Here is a 19,911-nt window from a genome sequence, read left to right on the forward strand (position 1 = left end):
TAGAATGGGTAGAGCGAAGCGAAGCCCATCAGTGCGGGCTGGACGCGATGGGTTCCGCTGCGCTCTGCCCATCCTCCATGTCTTCGTCGACCGGATGGAGCAAGCAGCGGGGCAGCCCGATTGCGCGGCGTTCGTTATCGGAGCCGCCGCAGCGTGTGCACCGTGATCTCGGCTGGGCAGTTGAGCCGCACCGGCGCAAGGCTGGTGCCGGCGCCGGTTGATGTGTATCCGGCAAGCGTCTGGAAACGCCAGGCGCCCTTGCCCATCCGGCGCGGTAGCCGCGCCTCCAGCTTGATCGCGATGCCGCCGGGCAGGCAGAGCTGGCCGCCATGGGTATGGCCACTCAGCATCAGGTCGAAGCCGGCCGCCGCCGCCGCGCGATAGGATTCCGGGGTGTGCGCGAGCAGGACCGAGAACGCATCGTGCGGGATCGGCGCCGCAGCCTTCTGAAGGTCGTCGGTGCGATAGAAATGCGCATCATCGATGCCGGCGAGATGGATCGTCGCGCCATCGCGCGTGATCGGCTCCTGCTCGTTGAACAGCATCCTGATTCCCATCGCCTCCAACGCCGGCGTCATGCGGATGCTGTCGTGATTGCCGAGCACGCCGTAGAGCGGCAGCTTAATCCGCGCGCAAAGATCCTTCAGCACCGCCAGACTCGTCTCGAACGGTCCAAACGTCTTGCCGCGATAATCGCCGGTGAGGACGCAGATGTCGCAGGCGAGGTAACGCACGATGTCAGCCAGATGCCGCATCGCGCCTTGGCTGATGTCGGCGTGAAGGTCGCTGAGGTGAAGGATGGTGAAGCCGTCGAAGGCAGCCGGCAGGCGGGCCGACGTCACCAGATTGCGCCGTACCTCGACCCGGTCGGCGTTGCGCCGCGCGCGGCCGTGAAGGCCGGCCGCCTTGAGCGCGGTCTCGATGATCCAGGGGGCCAAGCTCCAGTTCTCGACATTGAACAGCAGCGTGCCCTGGCCGATCAGTTGCTTCTCATGCACAGCTTCGATCGCCAGCCGGCGTACGACATGGTCGGCGCCGATCCGCTCGATCAATCCCTGCAACGCCGTGCCGGCCATCGTTCCCCGTGCGGCCCGCGACGCGAAACGCGGGCCGGCGCGACACTATCATGCGTAACCCGCGGCGGGGATACTGCCGGCGCCCAGACCGTGGGAGGTGATCAGACCACGGGAACACGCTTGGCTGCGACCGCGGCCGGCGAGATCACCTCGATGTCGAGCGGCACCTGCCAGCGCTCGGTGAAGCGGACCTGGGGCGGCGCATTGCTGTCGCGCGCGCCCTGCAGCACGAAACCGTCATAGCCCGAGTTCATCACCTCGTTGCACTTCTGCACATAGATCGGGAAGCCGCCGATATAGGGCATGAAGACGCGGGGACGGCCGGGGATGTTGGTCCCGACATACCAGGAGCTGCAGGTCGAGCGCAGCGAGACCGTCGAGACGTCGTTGACATGGGCGACCCAGGCATCCTCGTCCTCACGAACAGGCTCGATCGTGCCGGCGCCGATATCACGCATATGGCCGAGACAATCCGCCAGCCAGTCGACATGCTGCTCGATCGCCTGGATCATGCTGGCCAGCACCGACGGGCTGCCGGGCCCGGTGATCATGAACAGGTTCGGAAAGCCTTCCGAGGCGAGCCCGAGATAGGCACGCGGGCCGGCACGCCATTTCTCGGCGAGCGTGCGGCCCCCGCGGCCGGTGATCGCGATCTTGTCGAACGAGCCGGTCATCGCGGCGAAGCCGGTCGCCGAGACGATCGCATCGACCTTGTATTCGGTGCCGTCGACCATGATGCCGTCGGTCGTGAATCGCTCGATCGGCTTGGTCGATACGTCGACCAGCTTCACATGCGGCAGATTGTAGGTTTCGAAATATCTGGTGTCGACGCAGAGCCGCTTGCACCCGAACACGTTCTGCGGGCACAGCAGCTCGGCGGTCACGGGATCCCTGACTATGGCGCGGATCTTCTTCCGCGCGAAATCGGCAATGGTGTCGTTGGCGGCCTTCTCGAACAGCAGGTCGCCAAAGGCGCCGAGGAAGGGCAGGCCGCCGCGCTGCCAGGCTTCCTCATAGAGCCGCTCGCGCTCCGACGTGCTCGCCTCCAGCGCGGGCTGGGCGTTGAACGGGAAATAGAAGCCGGTCGGGCGCGCGCGGGCCTTGGCGCGCAGCTCCGGATAATGCGCCTTGGCCTCCTTCAGATACTCTGCCGACAGCGCCTCATTCCACGCCGGCACCGACCATGTCGCGGTGCGCTGGAACACCGTGAGCTGAGAGGCCTGTTGCGCGATGATCGGGATCGACTGGATCGCGGACGAGCCGGTGCCGATGACGCCGACCCGCAGGCCGGTGAAATCGACCCCGTCATGCGGCCATTCTCCGGTGTGGTAGATCGGTCCGCGGAAGTCGGTCATCCCGGCGAAGGCCGGCCGATTCGGTGCCGACAGGCAGCCGACCGCCATGATGCAGAATTTTGCCGCGACCTTGTCGCCGCGATCGGTCTCGATCGTCCAGGTGCCTGCGCCTTCGTCGAAGGTTGCCGCGGTCACGCGGGTATCGAACACGATCTGGCTGCGCAGGTCGAAGCGGTCGGCGACATGATTGGCGTAGGCGAGGATCTCCGGCTGCGGCGAATATTTCTCCGACCAGCTCCATTCCTGGTCGAGCTCCTCCGAGAACGAGAAGGAGTATTGCAGGCTCTCGACGTCGCAGCGCGCGCCGGGATAGCGGTTCCAATACCAGGTGCCGCCGACCCCGCCGCCGGCCTCATACACGCGTGCGGTGAAGCCAAGCCCGCGCAGCCGATGTAGCATGTACATGCCGGCAAAGCCGGCGCCGACCACGACGGCATCGAACGCAGCAGTCTCGGCATGGCGCGCGTGACCGCGCGCAGCACTCTCCTGAGCCATGGCCGTCTCTTCCCTGTGTTGTCTTCTCAAGTGTCTTGGCTGCGCCTGGACGCGGCGGGGAAAGATTAGGGCGAGTTCGACGAGGCCCGCAAGCACGTGCATGGCCGCGTCAGGTATGGCTCCTATGTCGGTGTCACGGCAATAGCCGTGATCGGCGGTGGTCCGGTAAGGCATTCCATCGTAACCTTGCACCTGCAGGGAAAGGATAAGTTCCGTGAAGAAGGACGAGCTTGAGGCGATCTTGGAGCAGGGTGACCTGGGACCGATCGACGGCTATCTGGAAATGGTTGCCACCGAACCGCGCCTGCCTGTCGTCGCGATCGGAATGTGCATGCTCAGGATGGAGGAGGCGGCTCCGGCGCTGCGTGCCATACTCGCGCGCGGCGCAAATGGCGAAACGCTGTCCGACGACGAGGCCAAGCTGCTGTTCCGCGGTGTGTATATGCTCGGTGGCGCCCGAGACAAGGAAGCTTGCCGTGACCTGCTGCGGCTGCTGCGCAGGCCTGAAGCCGAACTTGATGACCTGCTCGGGGATGGCCTTACTCAAACGATGGCGCGGATCGTCGCCGGCATGTTCGATGGCGACGTCGAGGCCCTGTTGAGCCTGATCACGGATCGATCCGTCGAACAATTTGCGCGAGACCAGATTTTCGGCGCGGCAACCTTCCTGACGTGGAACGGAGACATCCCGCTCGATCGGATGCGGCGCCTGCTCGTGGCATTCCATGAGGACAAACTCGCCGAGGACGAGGACCAGGCCTGGTACGGCTGGCAGCGGGCAATTGCCCTGCTGGGGCTACGCGATCTGGCGCCGATGGTGCATCGCGCGATCGATGACGGCCGCATTCCCGACTGGATGCTCGGACGAGGCGAGTTCGACGACGTGCTTGCCGAGGCCGAGCAGAGACCCGGGGATATCAGCCGCTTCGAGGAAGCCTACCTTGGCTACATCGCGGATGTGGTCGAAGCGTTGGAGTGGACCGATTACGATGATGCCGCCGATCAACTTTCCGACGACGACCTCGATACGCTATGGATGCCCACGGAGCCGGTCCGGAATCCCCTGCGCCATGTCGGACGCAATGACCCATGCCCGTGTGGGAGCGGCAAGAAATACAAGAAGTGCTGCCTCGCCAATCAGGGCTGAGTTGCTTCTGCTTGGGTTTACCTCGCCGTTGCACATCCGGACGCCACTTCTTCCGAGACGCGCCATCCGTGCTGGAGTGGCTTGGCGAGCTTGCGCGATGCTTAACCCTCGATCGTCTTCACCAGCCTGATCAGGTCGTTGCCGTAGTGCTCGAGCTTCTTGTCGCCGATCCCGGCGATGTTGCGGAGATCGCTCAGGGTATCCGGCCGCATCGCGGCAATGCCGTCGATGGTCGAATCGTGCAGCACGACATAGGCCGGCACGCCGCGCTGTCGCGCCACATCCGCGCGCCAGGCGCGCAAGGCTGCGTGCAGCGTGGGGTTGGCCGTGCCGCCCGGGCTGTCGGCGCCGGGAGCAAGCTCACCGCGGCGCGACTTGCCGCGGATCGCGCGGTTGCGCGCGCCTTCCGGTTGCTCGCGCAGCATCACCAAGGTCTCGCCCTTCAGCACGCCGCGCGCGCTGTCGGTCAGCTTCAGCGCGCCGAATGCATCGCTGTCGGCGCGCAGATGGCCCATCGCCACGAGCTGGCGCAGCACCGCGCGCCATTGCTTCTCGTTGAGCTCGCGGCCGATGCCGAACACCGACAATTGGTCGTGGTTGAACTGCTTGACGCGTTCGGTCAATCGGCCGACCAGCACGTCGATCAGGTGCATGGCGCCGAAACGTTGACCGGTGCGGTAGACGCACGACAACAGCTTCTGCGCCAGCACCTTGCCGTCGCGCATGCGCGGCGGCGTCAAGCAGTTGTCGCAGTTGCCGCAGCTATCGTCGTGTTGCGTCTCGCCGAAATAGCCGAGCAGGCGCTGCCGCCGGCAATGCGCGGTCTCGGCGAGCGCGACCAGCGCGTCGAGCTTGCCGATCGAGACGCGCTTGAACGCGTCGGACCCGTTGGATTCGTCGATCATCCGGCGCTGCTGCACGATGTCGGACAGGCCGTAGGCCATCCAAGCGGTCGACGGCTTGCCGTCACGGCCGGCGCGGCCGGTCTCCTGGTAGTAGGCCTCGACGCTCTTGGGCAGATCGAGATGTGCGACGAAGCGCACGTCGGGCTTGTCGATGCCCATGCCGAACGCGATCGTGGCGACGATCACGACGCCGTCCTCGTTGATGAAGCGATCCTGATGCCGGGCACGCACGGCGGCATCGAGACCGGCATGATAGGGCAGCGCGGGAATGCCGGAGGTGTTCAGCGCCGCCGCGACGTCCTCGACCTTGGCGCGGGACAGGCAATAGACCACACCGGCGTCCCCGGCGTGCCGGTCCTTGATGAAGTTCTTGAGCTGCGTGGTCGAATTCTGCTTGTCGATGATCTCGTAGCGGATATTGGGGCGGTCGAAGCTCGCGACGAATTGCGGCGCGTCGGTCAACGACAGCCGCTCGGCGATCTCCTTGCGCGTCAGCGCGTCGGCGGTCGCGGTCAGCGCGATCCGGGGCGCATCGGGAAAGCGCTCGGCAAGCACGGAGAGGCCGATATATTCGGGGCGGAAGTCATGGCCCCATTGCGAGACGCAATGCGCTTCGTCGATGGCAAACAGTGCGATCTGCGCCTGGCCGAGCAAATTGAGGCAGCGCGGCGTCAGCAGCCGTTCGGGTGCGACATAGAGCAAATCGAGATCGCCGGCGAGCAGCCGGCGCTCGACCTCGGAGGCTTCCGCATAGGACAGCGTCGAGTTCAGCACCGCGGCGTTGACGCCGGCCTCGGTGAGGCCCGCGACCTGGTCGCGCATCAGTGCGATCAGGGGCGACACGACGATGCCGCAGCCGTCGCGCAGCAGCGACGGTAGCTGGTAGCACAGCGACTTGCCGCCGCCGGTCGGCATCAGCACCAGGCAGTTGCCGCCGCCGGTGACGTGGCGGACGATCTTCTCCTGCGCGCCGCGGAAACCCGGCAGCCCGAACACGTGGTTGAGCACGGACAGCGCATCGCGGGACTTGGCGGATGTGCGGTCGAGGGCTGGCTGGGCGGTCATGATCCCTTGGGGTCAACAGGCGGTGATCGAGGTCTTGGGGCCGAACGATACCGGAGGAGATGTGTTAATACTCGCGCCAACCATAAACTCGATTCAGGCATGGCCGGTCAATCGCGGATCGTCGCAAGCGTTGTCGTTCTCGCGCTGGTCGTCGGCGCGGCTGCAAGTTTCGCCGCGAGTTGGCGGCCGTCGATCGCGGCTATTGCACCGCCGCGGCCCGATACGTTCGATCCCGCGATCGTCAAGCAGGGCCGCGATCTCGCCGCGATCGGCAATTGCAATAGCTGCCATACCGTGCGCGGCGGCGGAAATTATGCCGGCGGCCTCCCGGTTCCCACACCGTTCGGAACTGTGTTTTCGTCCAACATCACGCCTGATGGCGAGACCGGGATCGGGCGCTGGTCGGAAGAGGCGTTCGTCCGTGCCATGCGCTCCGGCGTCGACCGCGACGGCCGGCACCTCTATCCGACCTTCCCCTATGACCACTTCACCAACGTCTCCGAAGCCGACGACCGGGCGCTCTACGCGTTTCTGATGACCCGGGAGCCAGTCCACGCGTCGCCGCCAAAGAATGAGCTGTCCTTTCCATTTAATTATCGGCCGCTGATCGCAGGCTGGAAGCTGCTGTACCTGCGCAGTGCCGATGTTCGGTCGGATGCGACGAAGAGCGCGGAATGGGACCGCGGCGCTTATCTGGTCGAAGGGCTTGCGCATTGCGGCTCCTGCCACACGCCGCGCAATGCGCTGGGCGCCGAACGCGCTAATGCGCAGTTTGCCGGCGGCGAGGTCGACAATTGGCATGCTTATGCGCTGAATGACGCATCGCATGCGCCGGTACGATGGGATGTGGACGCGTTATATGCGTATCTGCGTCACGGCTGGCACTCCGATCACGGCACTGCGCGCGGGCCAATGGCGGAGGTCGTCAGTAATCTGGCGTCGGTCGCCGACAGCGATGTGCGCGCCATCGCCGTCTATATGGCCGATATCTCGGCAGCGCCGGAGCGTGCGCGCCCCGCGGACACCGTGGTGGCGCAATCGTCGCAGGGCGATGCGCCGCAGGCGCATACCGCGGGCGCGGCGATCTATGTAGCGGCCTGCGCATCCTGCCACGAGAGCAAGCGGCCGCTGCCCTATGGCGGGGTCAATCTCGCGCTGTCGACGGCGATCGCGAGCCCCGATCCGCGCAACCTCGTCAACATCGTGCTGTCAGGCGTCGGCGCCGTCGAGGGTGAGCGCAGCCCGATCATGCCGGGCTTTGCCGCCAGCATTGACGATGCACAGATGGTCGCCCTGCTGAACTATCTGCGCGCGCGCTTCGGCAAGCCGCCGGCCTGGACCGATCTCGAGCAGACCGTGCGCGATGCGCGCGCCACCCAAACCGTTTCGCTCGCGGCGCCGCCCGATCCGCGCGACTCACCTGACTCCAATCAGCGAGGCAAGCCATGATGACATTGAAGGTCAATGGTGGGGATCATCGGGTCGACGCCGACCCGGATACGCCGCTGCTCTATGTGCTGCGCGACGATCTCGGACTGAATGCCGCGAAGTTCGGCTGCGGTCTCGGGCAATGCGGTGCCTGCACGGTAATGGTGGACGGCAAGGCGGTGCTGTCCTGCGTCACGCCGCTGCTGCTGCTCGAGGGCAAGCAGGTGACGACCCTGGAAGGGCTCGGCACCGTGACCGCGCCGGCGCCGATCCAGCGCGCCTTCATGGAGGAGCAGGCGGCGCAGTGCGGCTATTGTATCGCGGGGATGATGATGCGCGCGCAGGCGATGCTGCTGCGCAATCCGAATCCAACAGATGCGCAGATCCGCGCCGAGCTGGAGCCGCATCTCTGCCGCTGCGGCACCCATATGCGCATCCTGCGCGCGGTGCACCGCGCCGCGCGATTGATGGATACGGCCGATGCCACGAGTGAGAGGAGCGAGCGATGAACGCACCCGTGATCCTCGATCGCCGCAGCGTGCTGGCCGGCGGCGGCGCGCTGATCGTCAGCTTTGCGCTGCATCCGGCGCTGGCGCAGGAGCAGAAGCCCGGTGAGGGACCGAAATTGCCGGGCAGCCTGGCGACGTCGCCCAATCTGGATTCATGGCTTCGCATCGATGCCGATGGCCGCATCACCGCGTTCACCGGGAAAGCCGAGCTCGGCCAGGGCTTCAAGACTGCGTTCCAGCAGATCGCAGCCGAACAGCTCGACGTCCCCTTCGATGCGGTGAAGGTCATCACCGCCGACACGAAGCTCACGGCAAACGAAGGCTATACGGCCGGCAGCCATTCGATGCAGGATAGCGGCACCGCGATCCTGCATGCCGCGGCGCAGGCGCGCGCGTTGCTCGTCGCGGAAGCGGCGAAGCGGTTCGATTTGCCGGCTGAGAAATTGCGGACGGAGAATGCATCCGTGATCGCGCCTGATGGCCGGCGCTTGACCTATGGCGAGCTCGTTGCCGCCGATCTGCTGCATGTCCTGGCGCAGCCGGCGTCGCATCTGAAGGATCCGGCGAGCTTCAAGGTGATGGGCCAGCCGGTGCCGCGCGTCGATATCTCGGCCAAGGTCACGGGTGGCGCGGCCTATGTGCAGGACATGCGGCTATCCGGCATGGTGCACGCACGTGTGGTGCGCCCGCCGAGCTACGGCGCAGAGCTGACGGAATGCGACACCTCCGCGATCGAGAAAATGTCCGGCGTGGTGCAGGTAGTGCGCGACGGCAACTTTCTCGCCGTGGTGGCGGAGAAGGAGTCTTTGGCGGTCAAGGCGATGCGTGCGCTGGCCGCTGCCGCGAAGTGGCAGGAAAACGCCAAGCTTCCGAAGTCGAATGATCTGGCGAACGTGCTGACCGCGCTGCCGTCGCAGGATTTTGTCATCCTCCAGCGTAGCGATGCGCCAGCGAGCGGCACGCAGACGATTCAAGCCACCTACACGCGGCCCTACCAGTCGCACGGCTCGATCGGGCCATCCTGCGCGGTCGCGCATTTCGTCGATGGTGCGATGACGGTGTGGACGCACACCCAGGGCGTCTATCCCGACCGGCAGGCCATCGCCGAGATGCTCGGCTTGCCGCAGGCCAGCGTCCGCCTGATCCATACCGAAGGCTCCGGCTGCTACGGCCACAACGGCGCCGATGATGCCGCGGCCGATGCGGCACTGATTGCCCGTGCGCTGCCCGGTCGTCCGGTGCGGCTGCAGTGGATGCGCGAGCAGGAACATGGCTGGGAACCCTATGGTCCGGCGATGGTGACGAAGCTCAGCGCCTCGCTCGATGCGAGCGGCAAGATCGCGGACTGGAATTTTGCGGTGTGGAGCAACACGCATTCGATGCGGCCGGGCGGGGCCGGTTCGCTGCTCGCGGCCCAGCACATGGCGCGCGCCTTCGCGGTGCCTGCGCCGAAGCCGTTACCCCTGCCGGAGGGCGGCGGCGATCGCAATGCGATCCCGCTCTACAGTTTTCCGAATGCGCATGTGGTGCACCATTTCATCCCGACGATGCCGCTACGGATTTCGGCGATGCGCGCGCTCGGCGCCTATCACAACGTGTTCTCGATCGAGAGTTTCATGGACGAACTGGCCGATCTCGCCGGGACCGATCCGGTCGAGTTTCGCCTCAAGCATCTCGACGACCAGCGCGGTCGCGAGGTGATCGAGACGGCGGCCCGCGAATTCGGCTGGAAGCGCGGCCAGAAGGCGGCGCCAAACGGCGGTTATGGCTTCGCGTTCGCGCGTTACAAGAACCTCGCAGCTTACTGCGCTGTTGCCTCCGAGGTGGAGGTCGATCGCGAGACCGGCCGAGCGAGGTTGGTCCGCGCGGTCGCCGCCGTCGATGCCGGGCAGGTCGTCAATCCCGACGGGATCACCAACCAGATCGAAGGCGCGATCGTGCAGTCGACCAGCTGGACACTGTATGAAAGCGTCAGCTTCGACGAGGCCAGGATCACCAGCATCGACTGGCAGACCTATCCGATCCTGCGGTTCAATGCGGTGCCCGACAAAATCGACGTCCGCATCATCAACCGCCCAGGCCAGCCGTTCCTCGGCAGCGGCGAGACCGGGCAGGGGCCGGCGGCCGCGTCGCTCGCCAACGCCATTGCCAATGCGACGGGCAAACGGCTGCGCGATCTGCCGCTCAGCCGTAAGCGCATCAAGGACGCGATCGACGCGTAAAGCGTCAGGTAACAGGTGGTGGTGCGGGTGCCGCTGGTGGCGGCGTCAGCGGCTCGACCTTGTAGGTTTTCGGCAGATTGATCGGCTTGTAGGTCGGATCCTTCTCCATGCGCTCCAGCACAGAGGCATGGATGGTGGCTCCTTCAGGGATCAGCCGCGGCTCGCCGAGCGGCAGATAGAAGCCGAGGAAGGATTTTCGCGCGGGCCATTCCTTCCATTTGTCGCTTTTCGGAATCCACTCCAGGAATTCCCAGGCCGCTGTCAGCGAATTGTGCAGCGGGGCCGTCGCGCTCGGCGGCACATAGTCGTGCTTGTGTGGCGGCAGCGGCTGGCCCCAGGCGAGATGATTGATCAACGCCTGGTCCGTGCCGAGCCCGGCGGCTTGGGCCTGCACAAGCATCCATATCAGCGGAAACTTTGACGGCCCGCTTTGGGTCTCCGGATAGCCGCCGCCGACGTCGGAGTGACAGCCTGCGAACCAGACCTGACGGATGTCCTGATCCACTTCCGTTGATGGATCGAAGGGATTCGACCGGTATTTCTGCGGGTCGATCCAGCGGTTGAGGCGAAACATGCGCCGCCGCTCGTCGATCGAGATCGCCTGGCGGAAGCGCTTGACGCTTGAATTGGTGCGGGTGAACAGCAGCGTCTGCAGGTCGAACAGGAAGTTGTCCTGCCGGGGCACGATAATCGAGGCAACCGTATCCCAGACCCCGATGAACTCGATGTCGATATTGCGCCCGCCGGCGATCTGACTGAAGTGCCAGGCCTCTTTGAGGGGCTCCAGGTCGAAGCTGCCGTCGGATTTCTGGCTGTCCGAACTGGCCTTCTTATAGGAGCTGAATGCGTAGCCGGCGAGGTCGAGCTGGTCGACCGGCAATAGGCCCATCACATGGATGAAGGCGGCCAGCACCCGCACGGTGTAGGCACCACGGCTGAAGCCGAACAGCCAGACCCGGTCGCCCGGCTCGCAGGCCCGGCACAAAAACAGGTAGGCGCCGAGCGTGTCCTCGTCGAGGCCGGCGCCGGTGGCAAGCCCGAGCACGCCGCGCACCTGCTGCTTGAAGCGGCCCCAGGCGTTCTGCAGGCCGATCGTGCCGAGACCGGGATGATAGTAGATCCGCTGCCGGTCGTTCTTCTCGGTCACGCGAAACAGCTTCAGAACGTTGGAAATATTGGCGCCGATCTCGTTGCCGGTGCCGTCGCAACAAATCACAATATCTTTCGGCATCCGTAGCCCCTGCGGTCGCCGTGAAATGAATGCGTCTATGTAGGCAAAATGGGACCGGGATTCAATCTCTAATTGAGAATTATTGTGTGTGCGCGGGGTGAAGGTTGCTCGTTTGAAATGGACAGCTCCATTGCCCGGCCGCACGTCGCTCGCTTGTGGCCATCAGCGGAATTCAATTGCAGCGTTACGGAAAAGATGGAAATCTGACAGAGGCTATATTGAGTCTATACTTTCGACTATTTGAGGACTGTCCAGTGCACGCGAACATTCGCCGGCGCGTTTCCGTGGTGCGTTCCTGGACCTGGACGGACCGGCATGAGCCATGAAGCCCGCGTAACGGTCATCCTCGCTGCCCTGGTCGTGGTTGCCTTCGTCCTGTTCTGGTCGGTCGGCAAGTATTCAGACCGGGTCTTCGCCAAGCGATTTCGCGCCCGCTTTCCCGAAAAGACGCTGAGCTACACCGGCGCCCAGCTCGGCGAACTCGTCCAATCCGATCTTCGGCTGAAGTATGTTTGTCCGATCCTGTTCCCGCTCGACCTGATCGTCATGCTGGCGCTCGCGGGCTCAATGGGCGCAGCGTCGGCGCACTGGATCAAGCAGCTCTATCCGTCCCTTGAATGGCTCGGCCTGCTGTTGCCGGCGGTGTATCTCCTCAGCGACCTGATCGAGGATTGCCTGTTGGCGTGGCTGCTCCTGCGCGGCGATCCGAAAGAGGCGACGCAGACGGTCTCGATGTTGAAGGCGATCACGACGATCAAGTTCGTGAGTATCTCTGCTGCGATCGCGCTGACGCTGATCTCGTTCGCGGGATGGATATTCCGCGCCTGGCTGCCGTTGGACACCACGCTCTAGACGATCAACGTTTACTGATACGTGGCCACGATGTCGGAGACGACACGTTCGAGCTGTTGTGCGGTGGCGCATTGGCGCACCACGGTGCAGAAGGTCGCGTAGCGCGGCATTTCCGAGTCGCCGAAACCCCAGGTCATGCGGCCCTCGGGGTTGAGCCACACCAGCCGCTTGGAGCGTTCTCCGATGCGGCGCAGGATGTCGGCGCGCGGATCGAGATTGTTGCTGCGGGCGTCGCCAAGCACGATCACCGTGGTCTGCGGCGTGATCGTGTTCATCCATTCGTCCTCGAAATCAGCGAATGAATTGCCGTAGTCGGACGAGCCGAAGCCGACCTTGGCCATGATCTCCTTCATCGCCTCTTCCGGCGATTTGGATTCGAGGATGTCGCTGACCTCGATCAGATTGCCGGAGAAGGCGAACGAGCGAACGTCGTCGACGACCTCGTGCAGGCTATGGATCAAAAGCAGGAAGAAGTCCGAGACACGCGCGACCGAGCCGGAGACGTCGCACAGCGCCACGATCTTCGGCCGGTCGCGGTGCTTGCGCTTCCAGGCGGTCAGGAAGGGGATGCCGCCCCAGGCTGCGTTCCGCCGCAGCGTACGGCGGACGTCGAGATGGCCGCGGCGCTGGCGCTTGCGCGGCTTGGAATAGCGCTCACGCAGGCGGCGCGCGATCTGCCGGATCAGCGTGCGCATCTGCTCGACCTGACGCGGCTCGATCCGCGCCAGCGGGGCATTGCGCAGGATCTCGTTGCGCAGGTTCTCCGTCTCTTCGCGCCCGTAGAGCAACAGCGCCTGCGAGACGGTATCGCGAACGGTGCCGCGCAAGCCGTTGAGCGCCTCCTGCAGCCGTTCGGCGAGCGCGGGATTGCTTGCGGTCAGATTGTCGATGTCGTCGCGCAGGCGCTGAATGCCCATCGCGTCGAGGATGCGGGTCTGGAAAATGCCACGCTGGGTGAAGTAGCGGATGTCGGGCAGCGATGCCGCGCCCGAGGCATTGGCGATCGCGGCCGAGATCGCGCTGCGATCCTGCGACAGCAGCATCTGCGCCAGCGGTCCGATATTTTCGTTCGGGGCTCCGCCGCTCGTGTCGCCATGGGCATCGGCCGATGGATTGGCACCGGATTTGTCGGCGTCGTCCGTCTTCTGCTGCTCGGCAGTGTCCTGCTGCGGTTCGGGTTGGCTGAAGAACAGATCGAAGCAATCGCCGAGCGCGCGCTTCTCGTCCTGCGTCTTGGCCAGCGTCAGCAGGAAGGTGTCGCGCAGGATCGCACGGTCGGCAAAGCCGACCTTGGAGACCGCGCGCATTGCATCGATGCTTTCGGCGGGCGAGACCCGGACTCCGGCTCCCCGCGCCGCACGAAAGAAGCGATGCAGGTTCTCGCGCATCTGACCTAGCTGAACACGCCTTGACGCGACGCCTTGGCGATGAAGGTCGAGATCTGCGGCGTCGCGGCCTCGATATCGGCCTCGTATTTCAGGAGCACGTTGAGCGTGTCCTTGACGATCTCATGATTGAGCTCGTTCGCCTCCAGCAGCACCAGCACGCGCGCCCAGTCGATCGCCTCGCTGACCGAGGGCAGCTTCTTCAGGTCGAGGCTGCGGATCTCATGGATGAAGCCGACCATCTGCTTGCGCAGCGTCTGCGAGATGCCGGGCACGCGGCTCTCGACGATGCGCTCCTCCAGCCTCTGCTCGGGGAAGCCGATATGCAGATGCAGGCAGCGCCGCTTCAAGGCGTCGCCGAGATCGCGCTCGCTGTTCGAGGTCAGGATCACGGTCGGCGGCGCGACCGCCGATACGGTGCCGAGCTCGGGGATCGTCACCTGGAAGTCCGACAGGATCTCCAGCAGCAGCGATTCGAACTCCGCGTCGGACTTGTCGATCTCGTCGATCAGCAGCACGCAGCCGGCGGGCTGCTCCAGTGCCTGCAACAGCGGGCGCGGCTCGACGAACTCCTTGGAGAAGAACACGTCGCCGAAGGTGTGGAGCTGGTCGAGCGCGGCGTGCAGCGTCTGCGCGCCGCCGAGCACCTCGCCGAGCTTGTCCTTTAGGATCTGGGTGTAGAGCAGCTGCTTTGCGTATTTCCACTCATACAGCGCCTTGGCCTCGTCGAGGCCTTCATAGCACTGCAGGCGGATCATCTTCATGCCGCGCCACGCGGCGATTGCCTTGGCGAGCTCGGTCTTGCCGACGCCGGCGGGGCCTTCGACCAGGATCGGCTTCTCGATCTGCTGCGACAGATAGACCGCGGTCGCGATCTGCCGGCTTGCAATATAGCCTTGCGCGGCGAGGCCGCTTTCCACGGCCTCGATCGAGGCGGTGGGCCTAGTGTCAGCCACGAGGATCAGCTCCGAATTTGCCTAGAACTCGGACCTGTTCTGCCCCCGTTGCGGGCAAAGCACAAGGCTCGTTTGGCTCGCAACGGCTCGGGCTTAGCGCATGGTTCCCGGTATTCCGCCGAGCGCAATACTCCGGCGAAGTGGCCGCGGTCAGCTCGCGCAGCTCTTCACGAAATCCTTGCGCTGGGGGCCGGTGATCTTCTGATCGATGGCCTGCTTCAGGCAATCGATCCGCGCTTGCGCCATGCAAAGCTGCATCTGGTCGCGCTTGTCCTGGCCCTTGAGGGCGTGCGTGGAGCCTTGGCAGGCCGCGCGCTTCGCACCGGGCACGGGTGCGGCCGCCGCATTGTTGTCCTGTGCAGGGGCGGCTGCCGGCGCGGGAGCGGCCGGGGCCGCACCTGGCGTGGACTGCGCTATGGCCGCGACCGAGAACAGCAGCGAGCCGACTGAGACGAGAGCGACGACAAGACGTTTCATGGATGCCTCCACGAGCACGCCCCGGACAAGTGGAAACCGGTTGTCCGAAGCTCGTGCCCAGACCAGGAAAGGAGGCTGACAATTAGAGGCGACCGCCTGAATGCCGCGTGAATGCGTGCGAAGCGCGCTTCACCTCAGCGTGAGGCCGGTCGCGGCCTCGAGCTCGCCGATCGCCTGCGGGGCGTTCAGCACCTTGATCGTGGTCATGCCCATCTCGCGCGCCGGCTTCAGGTTGACGCCGAGATCGTCGAGATAGACGCAGTTCTTCGGGTTCACCTGCAGCGTCTCCACCATCATCCGGTAGATGCGTGGATCGGGCTTGCGCAGGCCGATCTTGGCGGACTCGATAACGTGGTCGAACAGCGCCATCACCTCGGCGACATAGAGTGTGCGGCCGCTGTGGCTGCCGATCGCGTTCGACGGCAGATTGTTGGTGATGCAGCCCGTCTTGAACTTGGCCTTGATGCGTTTCAGCGCTTCGACCATTTCGGGGCGCAGGTCGCCGGAGAGCAGCGGCAGCACATCCTTGCCGCGCACCTCGGCGCCGAGCGCTTTCGATTCCACGGCGAACTGGTTGTCGAAGGCGTCGATATCGATCTCGGCGCGCTCGAACTTGGCCCAGGCGTTCTCGAGATGATTGGCGGCGTTGGTGCGGCGGATGATGTCGATCGGCAACCCGCGCTCGGTCTCATAGCGCGCGAACGCCTCGAACGGCGAGGTGGTCAACACGCCGCCGAAATCCCAGATCACCGCTTCAATCATCGCTTTCCTGCCCTGTCCTTGTCAGGGAGCGGCTAACACGAATTGCGAGGCAGAACCAGCCTGAACCGGCGCTTGGCGATCCGCGCCGAGCGGGCTATTGCTGCGACATGGAAATACGTTTGGAAATGCGTCGCCTGATCCTCGCGGCCGTAGTGTCGCTCGTGTCTTCTCCTGCATTCGCCATCGTCGGTGGTGGTGCACCGTCGACGGACGGCGTTGCGCGCTCCGTCGTCACCATCGTCGGCTCGCGCGGCAATTTCTGCTCCGGCGCACTGATCACGCCGAAGGTGGTGCTGACTGCGGCGCATTGCGTGCAGCCCGGCGCCGACTACAAGATCGTCGATTATGGTCCGGACCGGCAGCCCAAGCTGCAGGATGTGAAGACGGTCGCGATCCATCCCGGCTTCCGGATGCAGGCGATGATGAATCACGTCGCAACTGCCGACGTCGCGCTGCTGCAGCTTGCGGCGCCGGTCGCAGGCAAGGCATCGGCTGCGCTCGGCATGCCCAACATCCCGATCCAGGTCGGCGGCCGTTTCACCATCGCAGGCGTCGGTGTCACCGTGCGCGGCGACGGCAAGAGCGGCGGCACCATCCGCGTTGCCGGCCTGGTCGCGAGCGGCAAGCCCGGCACGCTGCAGATCCGCCTCGTCGATCCGGTCGGGCAGGGCACGCGTGATGGATTGGGCGCCTGCACCGGCGATTCCGGCGCACCTGTATTCGAGGACAAGCAGGGCGGCCCCGCGATCGTCGGCGTGGTGAGCTGGTCGACGGGACCGAACGGCACCGCCGGCTGCGGCGGCATCACCGGCGTGACGCCGCTGACGCTGTATCGCGACTGGGTGATGCAGACCGCGCGGCAATGGGGTGCGTCGTTTTAACGACGATTGTCATCGCCGGGCTTGACCCGGCGATCTATCGCAAGAGATTCGTTTTTTGATGGATGCGCGGGTCAAGCCCGCGCATGACGAGTGAAGATCAATGCTCGGCCGCCTTCTTCGCGGCAGCATTGTTCAGCACGATCAGGCCGTCGACCGCGACGCCGAGCTTGGTGTTGATCAGGAACGGGTTGACGTCGATCGAGGCGATGCGGTTGCCGGCATCCGCCATCAGGTTGGAGAGGCCGACCAGCGCCTTCACTGCCGACGCTTCGTGCAACGCGGGCTTGCCGCGATAGCCCTTCAGCTTGACGCCGGCCTTGGTCCTCGCGATCAGCTCTTTCGCCTCGGCCGCATCAAGTGGTGCACCGGCGAGCGCGACGTCCTTCATCAGCTCGATGTCGACGCCGCCGGTGCCGAACAGCACCACAGGTCCCATCTCGGCATCGAGCGAAGCACCGACCACGAGTTCGAGGTCGGCCTTGACCTGCTGCGCGATCAGAATGCCTTCGAGCTTCGGCTTGCCCTTGAGCTTCTTCACCCGCACGGTAATGTCGTTGAAGGCTTTCTTCACCTCCGCCGCGCTGTTGAGGTTCAGCACGACGCCGCCGATGTCCGACTTGTGCAGGATATCAGGGCTGACCACCTTCGCGACCACCGGAAAGCCGATTGTCTTCGCGATCTTCACGGCTTCAGCCGCAGTCTGAGCGACCTCTTCCTTCGAGATCGGAATGCCGTAGGCCTTGAGCAGCGTCTTCGAGGCGACCTCGTCGAGTGCGGCGGCGCCATTGGCGGCCTTCAGAGACTTCTCCAGCAGGGCGCGGGCCGAAGCCTTCGAGCTCGACACGATGTCGGGCACTTCCTTGCGCAGGCCGGCGTACTCGATCAGCGACTTGATCGCGCCGACGGCGCGGTCGAGCCCCTGCAGCACCGCGATATCAGGCAGGGTCTTGCGCAGACCCTTGGTGAATTCGGTGAAGCCGATCGACATCGCGCTGATATAGATCACCGGCTTGTTGGCCTGCGCTGCCATATCATTGACGATGCGCAGGTTGCGCTCGCGCAATTCATGCGGCGCCTTCGGCAGCTCGGCATCGATGATGACGATGTCGGTGTCGGGATCGTCGATCATGATTTCGATTGACTTCATGTAGACGGAGGGATCGACCACCGCGGCGAAGCCTGCATCGAGCGGGTTGCCGACGATGCTGCCGGGACCGAGCATTTTTGCCAGTTGCTCGCTGGCATTCGGGCTCAGCGGCGCGAAGTTCAGGCCGGCGGAGTAGAAGGCGTCGATCAGCAGGCCGCGCTTGCCGCCGGACAGCGACACCGCCGCGAGACGATTGCCCTTCGGCGGATCGGCATGAACGAAGCATTCCGTTGTTTCGATCAGTTCGTCCAGCCCGCGCACGCGGATCACACCTTCGCGGGTCGAGATCGCATCGAACGTCTCGATCGAGCCGGCCAGCGCGCCGGTGTGCGCCATCGCGGCGGCCCGGCCGCCCTCGGAAGCGCCGAGCTTGAGCGCGATCACCGGCTTGCCGGCGGCGCGCGCGGCCTTGCAGGCGTCGCGGAATCCCTTCGTGTTCCGGACACCCTCGAGATAGACCACGATGACGCGGATGCTCGGATCGGCGGCGAAATAGGCCATCAGGTCGGGCGTCTCGAGCCCGGCCTCGTTGCCCGTCGTCACCATGTAACCGACGCCGACGCCGCGATCCTCCAGCGCCTGACGGATCGCCATCACGATCGCTCCCGACTGGCCGGCGACGGCGACCGCACCGGGCTCCATGGTGACGATGCGGTCGTCGATGTTGGTGAACAGGTTCTCGCCGGCGCTCAGATTGCCGAGGCAGTTCGGGCCGGTGACGGCAAGCCCGGTCTCCTTGATCGCCTGCTTCAGCTCGACCGCGAGCCGCTGGCTCTCCTCATCCTGCAACTCGCTGAATCCAGAGGTGACAATGGTCGCCGAACGCGCGCCGGCGGCGGCCGCATCGCGGATCACCTGCACGGCAAAGCGCGCCGGCACCAGCACCAGCACGTGATCAGGCCTCTCGGGAAGGCTGGCAAAGTCCTTGTAGCAGGTGACGCCCCAGATCGCTTCGCGCTTGGCGTTGATCGGGAACAGGCCACCGGCATATTTGTACTTGATCAGGTTATTCCAGATCCGCTCGGCATAGTTGCCGGGCTTGTCCGTGGCGCCGACCAGCACGATGTTGCGCGGGTGCAGCATCGCATGAATGCTCTTGACGATGTCGCTGGCATCGGTGGGCGGCGTCCATTTGTGGGACGGATGAGACGCTGTGCTTGCGAGAGCTTCCATGGAGCCTGCCCTTATCCTTGCCTTTGTTTCCTCTGGCCGACGGTCGATTGCCGCGGGTCGCGATTTTCATCGTTTTTATGGCGCAGGGAAGAGGGGGGTGGCAACTCACGCCAGCGCAAATCAGGGCATCGCGCGCGATATCCCGGCATACGCAAAATTCATGGGTCAAATCAGGAACCCGATTCGATCAGGGTTGCGTGCAGCAGATAGCGGTCCGGTCCCGATGTCAGCGCGTCGAATGGCCAGCAGGTCGACAGCACCAGTTCATACCGGTCCGTCACGGGATCGATCCCGGATCGATCGAAGCGGACGACAGAGCTTCCATCGGCCCGATAGCGGAACGTCTTGCCGTCGCTTCGGGTGATGTCGATCTCGTCGCCAATGGCGACGTCCTTGAGGAAGCGGAAATGGGTGTCGCGGTGCGCGGAGTAGACCGCGACGCCACGCTCGCCGGCATCGACCGTCTGCTCGACATGGCCCGGACCGAACGCCAGCGCCTGCCCGCTGCTGCCGGCGAGCGCGATCGTGGAGGCACGAAGACGCTTCACCGCGATCCGGGCCACCGGCCAGGTATCGGCCCAGCTCCACGGCTTCACCGGATGTCCTGTGGCAATGGTCTCTTTGAAGGCGCGCTCCAGCAGCAGCTGCGCCAGCAGCGCCTTGGCGTGGATGTAGGCGCCCTGGCCGAACAGGATCAGGCCGATGAGGGCGAAAATAAGGGGAGGCATGAGGCGGCGCATGCGTGACTCCGCGTCATTGCGAGGAGCTCGCGACAAAATTGCAAACAATTTTGCGCTGAAGCGACGAAGCAATCCATCTATCCCCGTGTGCGGTATGGATTGCTT

16 protein-coding genes are annotated in these 19,911 nt (G+C 64.6%); 6 read left to right on the plus strand and 10 right to left on the minus strand.

From position 1 onward, the window contains the following. Positions 1 to 134 precede the first annotated feature (134 nt). Positions 135 to 1,076: a metallophosphoesterase gene (locus tag AS156_RS36015; protein ID WP_066514336.1), complete on the minus strand. Its 942-nt coding sequence runs from the start codon at positions 1,074 to 1,076 to the stop codon at positions 135 to 137. Between the two features lie 101 nt (positions 1,077 to 1,177). Next, positions 1,178 to 2,926, minus strand: coding sequence for a flavin-containing monooxygenase (locus AS156_RS36020; protein WP_066514340.1), 1,749 nt, complete (start codon positions 2,924 to 2,926; stop codon positions 1,178 to 1,180). Positions 2,927 to 3,140: 214 nt separating this feature from the next. On the opposite strand from AS156_RS36020, the gene AS156_RS36025 reads away from it, so the two are divergent. After that, on the plus strand, positions 3,141 to 4,073 hold the full coding sequence (locus AS156_RS36025) for a DUF1186 domain-containing protein (RefSeq protein ID WP_066514343.1): 933 nt from the start codon (positions 3,141 to 3,143) through the stop codon (positions 4,071 to 4,073). A 101-nt stretch (positions 4,074 to 4,174) separates the two neighbouring features. On the opposite strand, the gene recQ is transcribed toward AS156_RS36025, so the two are convergent. Further along, positions 4,175 to 6,043, minus strand: a complete 1,869-nt coding sequence (gene recQ / locus AS156_RS36030) for a DNA helicase RecQ (protein ID WP_066514345.1) — start codon at positions 6,041 to 6,043, stop codon at positions 4,175 to 4,177. A gap of 99 nt (positions 6,044 to 6,142) precedes the next feature. Between recQ and AS156_RS36035 the strand changes: the two genes are divergently transcribed. From AS156_RS36035 to AS156_RS36045, 3 genes are read left to right on the plus strand one after another with little or no spacing between them, the layout of a single operon-like run. Then, positions 6,143 to 7,492 (plus strand): cytochrome c, encoded by a 1,350-nt coding sequence (locus tag AS156_RS36035; RefSeq protein WP_066514346.1) that lies wholly within the window; start codon positions 6,143 to 6,145, stop codon positions 7,490 to 7,492. Then, entirely contained in the window at positions 7,492 to 7,980 is a 489-nt protein-coding gene (locus AS156_RS36040; protein WP_201456168.1) for a (2Fe-2S)-binding protein, read from the plus strand. Before AS156_RS36035 ends, AS156_RS36040 begins: the two co-directional genes overlap by 1 nt. Beyond that, positions 7,977 to 10,202 (plus strand): xanthine dehydrogenase family protein molybdopterin-binding subunit, encoded by a 2,226-nt coding sequence (locus tag AS156_RS36045; protein WP_066514350.1) that lies wholly within the window; start codon positions 7,977 to 7,979, stop codon positions 10,200 to 10,202. Before AS156_RS36040 ends, AS156_RS36045 begins: the two co-directional genes overlap by 4 nt. 4 nt (positions 10,203 to 10,206) lie before the next feature. Here the strand turns inward: AS156_RS36045 and AS156_RS36050 are convergent, their stop codons facing one another. Beyond that, positions 10,207 to 11,433, minus strand: a complete 1,227-nt coding sequence (locus tag AS156_RS36050) for a T6SS phospholipase effector Tle1-like catalytic domain-containing protein (RefSeq protein ID WP_066514354.1) — start codon at positions 11,431 to 11,433, stop codon at positions 10,207 to 10,209. A 315-nt stretch (positions 11,434 to 11,748) separates the two neighbouring features. On the opposite strand from AS156_RS36050, the gene AS156_RS36055 reads away from it, so the two are divergent. Beyond that, positions 11,749 to 12,285 (plus strand): hypothetical protein, encoded by a 537-nt coding sequence (locus tag AS156_RS36055; protein ID WP_066514357.1) that lies wholly within the window; start codon positions 11,749 to 11,751, stop codon positions 12,283 to 12,285. An 11-nt stretch (positions 12,286 to 12,296) separates the two neighbouring features. Here AS156_RS36055 and AS156_RS36060 read toward each other — a convergent pair whose 3' ends face one another. From AS156_RS36060 to AS156_RS36075, 4 genes are all read right to left on the minus strand, one after another. Continuing rightward, a complete protein-coding gene (locus AS156_RS36060; protein WP_066514360.1) occupies positions 12,297 to 13,673 on the minus strand; it encodes a vWA domain-containing protein in 1,377 nt (458 codons plus the stop codon). Between the two features lie 5 nt (positions 13,674 to 13,678). Next, entirely contained in the window at positions 13,679 to 14,626 is a 948-nt protein-coding gene (locus AS156_RS36065) for an AAA family ATPase (RefSeq protein ID WP_066514364.1), read from the minus strand. Positions 14,627 to 14,776: 150 nt separating this feature from the next. After that, a complete protein-coding gene (locus tag AS156_RS36070; RefSeq protein ID WP_066514366.1) occupies positions 14,777 to 15,103 on the minus strand; it encodes a hypothetical protein in 327 nt (108 codons plus the stop codon). Between the two features lie 129 nt (positions 15,104 to 15,232). Then, on the minus strand, positions 15,233 to 15,865 hold the full coding sequence (locus tag AS156_RS36075) for an HAD-IA family hydrolase (RefSeq protein ID WP_066514370.1): 633 nt from the start codon (positions 15,863 to 15,865) through the stop codon (positions 15,233 to 15,235). A gap of 125 nt (positions 15,866 to 15,990) precedes the next feature. Here AS156_RS36075 and AS156_RS36080 point away from each other — a divergent pair, with 125 nt between their 5' ends. Further along, positions 15,991 to 16,746, plus strand: a complete 756-nt coding sequence (locus AS156_RS36080; RefSeq protein WP_066514372.1) for a S1 family peptidase — start codon at positions 15,991 to 15,993, stop codon at positions 16,744 to 16,746. 97 nt (positions 16,747 to 16,843) lie between these two features. On the opposite strand, the gene AS156_RS36085 is transcribed toward AS156_RS36080, so the two are convergent. Both AS156_RS36085 and AS156_RS36090 read right to left on the minus strand, forming a co-directional pair. Next, the gene (locus AS156_RS36085; protein WP_066514376.1) at positions 16,844 to 19,066 is read right to left on the minus strand and encodes an acetate--CoA ligase family protein; all 2,223 of its coding nucleotides are present in this window, start codon (positions 19,064 to 19,066) and stop codon (positions 16,844 to 16,846) included. Positions 19,067 to 19,236: 170 nt separating this feature from the next. Then, positions 19,237 to 19,806, minus strand: coding sequence for a class GN sortase (locus tag AS156_RS36090; RefSeq protein WP_066514379.1), 570 nt, complete (start codon positions 19,804 to 19,806; stop codon positions 19,237 to 19,239). Positions 19,807 to 19,911: the final 105 nt, after the last annotated feature.

The sequence above is a fragment of the Bradyrhizobium macuxiense genome (genome assembly GCF_001542415.1).
In the GTDB taxonomy this organism is placed as follows: Bacteria; Pseudomonadota; Alphaproteobacteria; order Rhizobiales; family Xanthobacteraceae; genus Bradyrhizobium; species Bradyrhizobium macuxiense.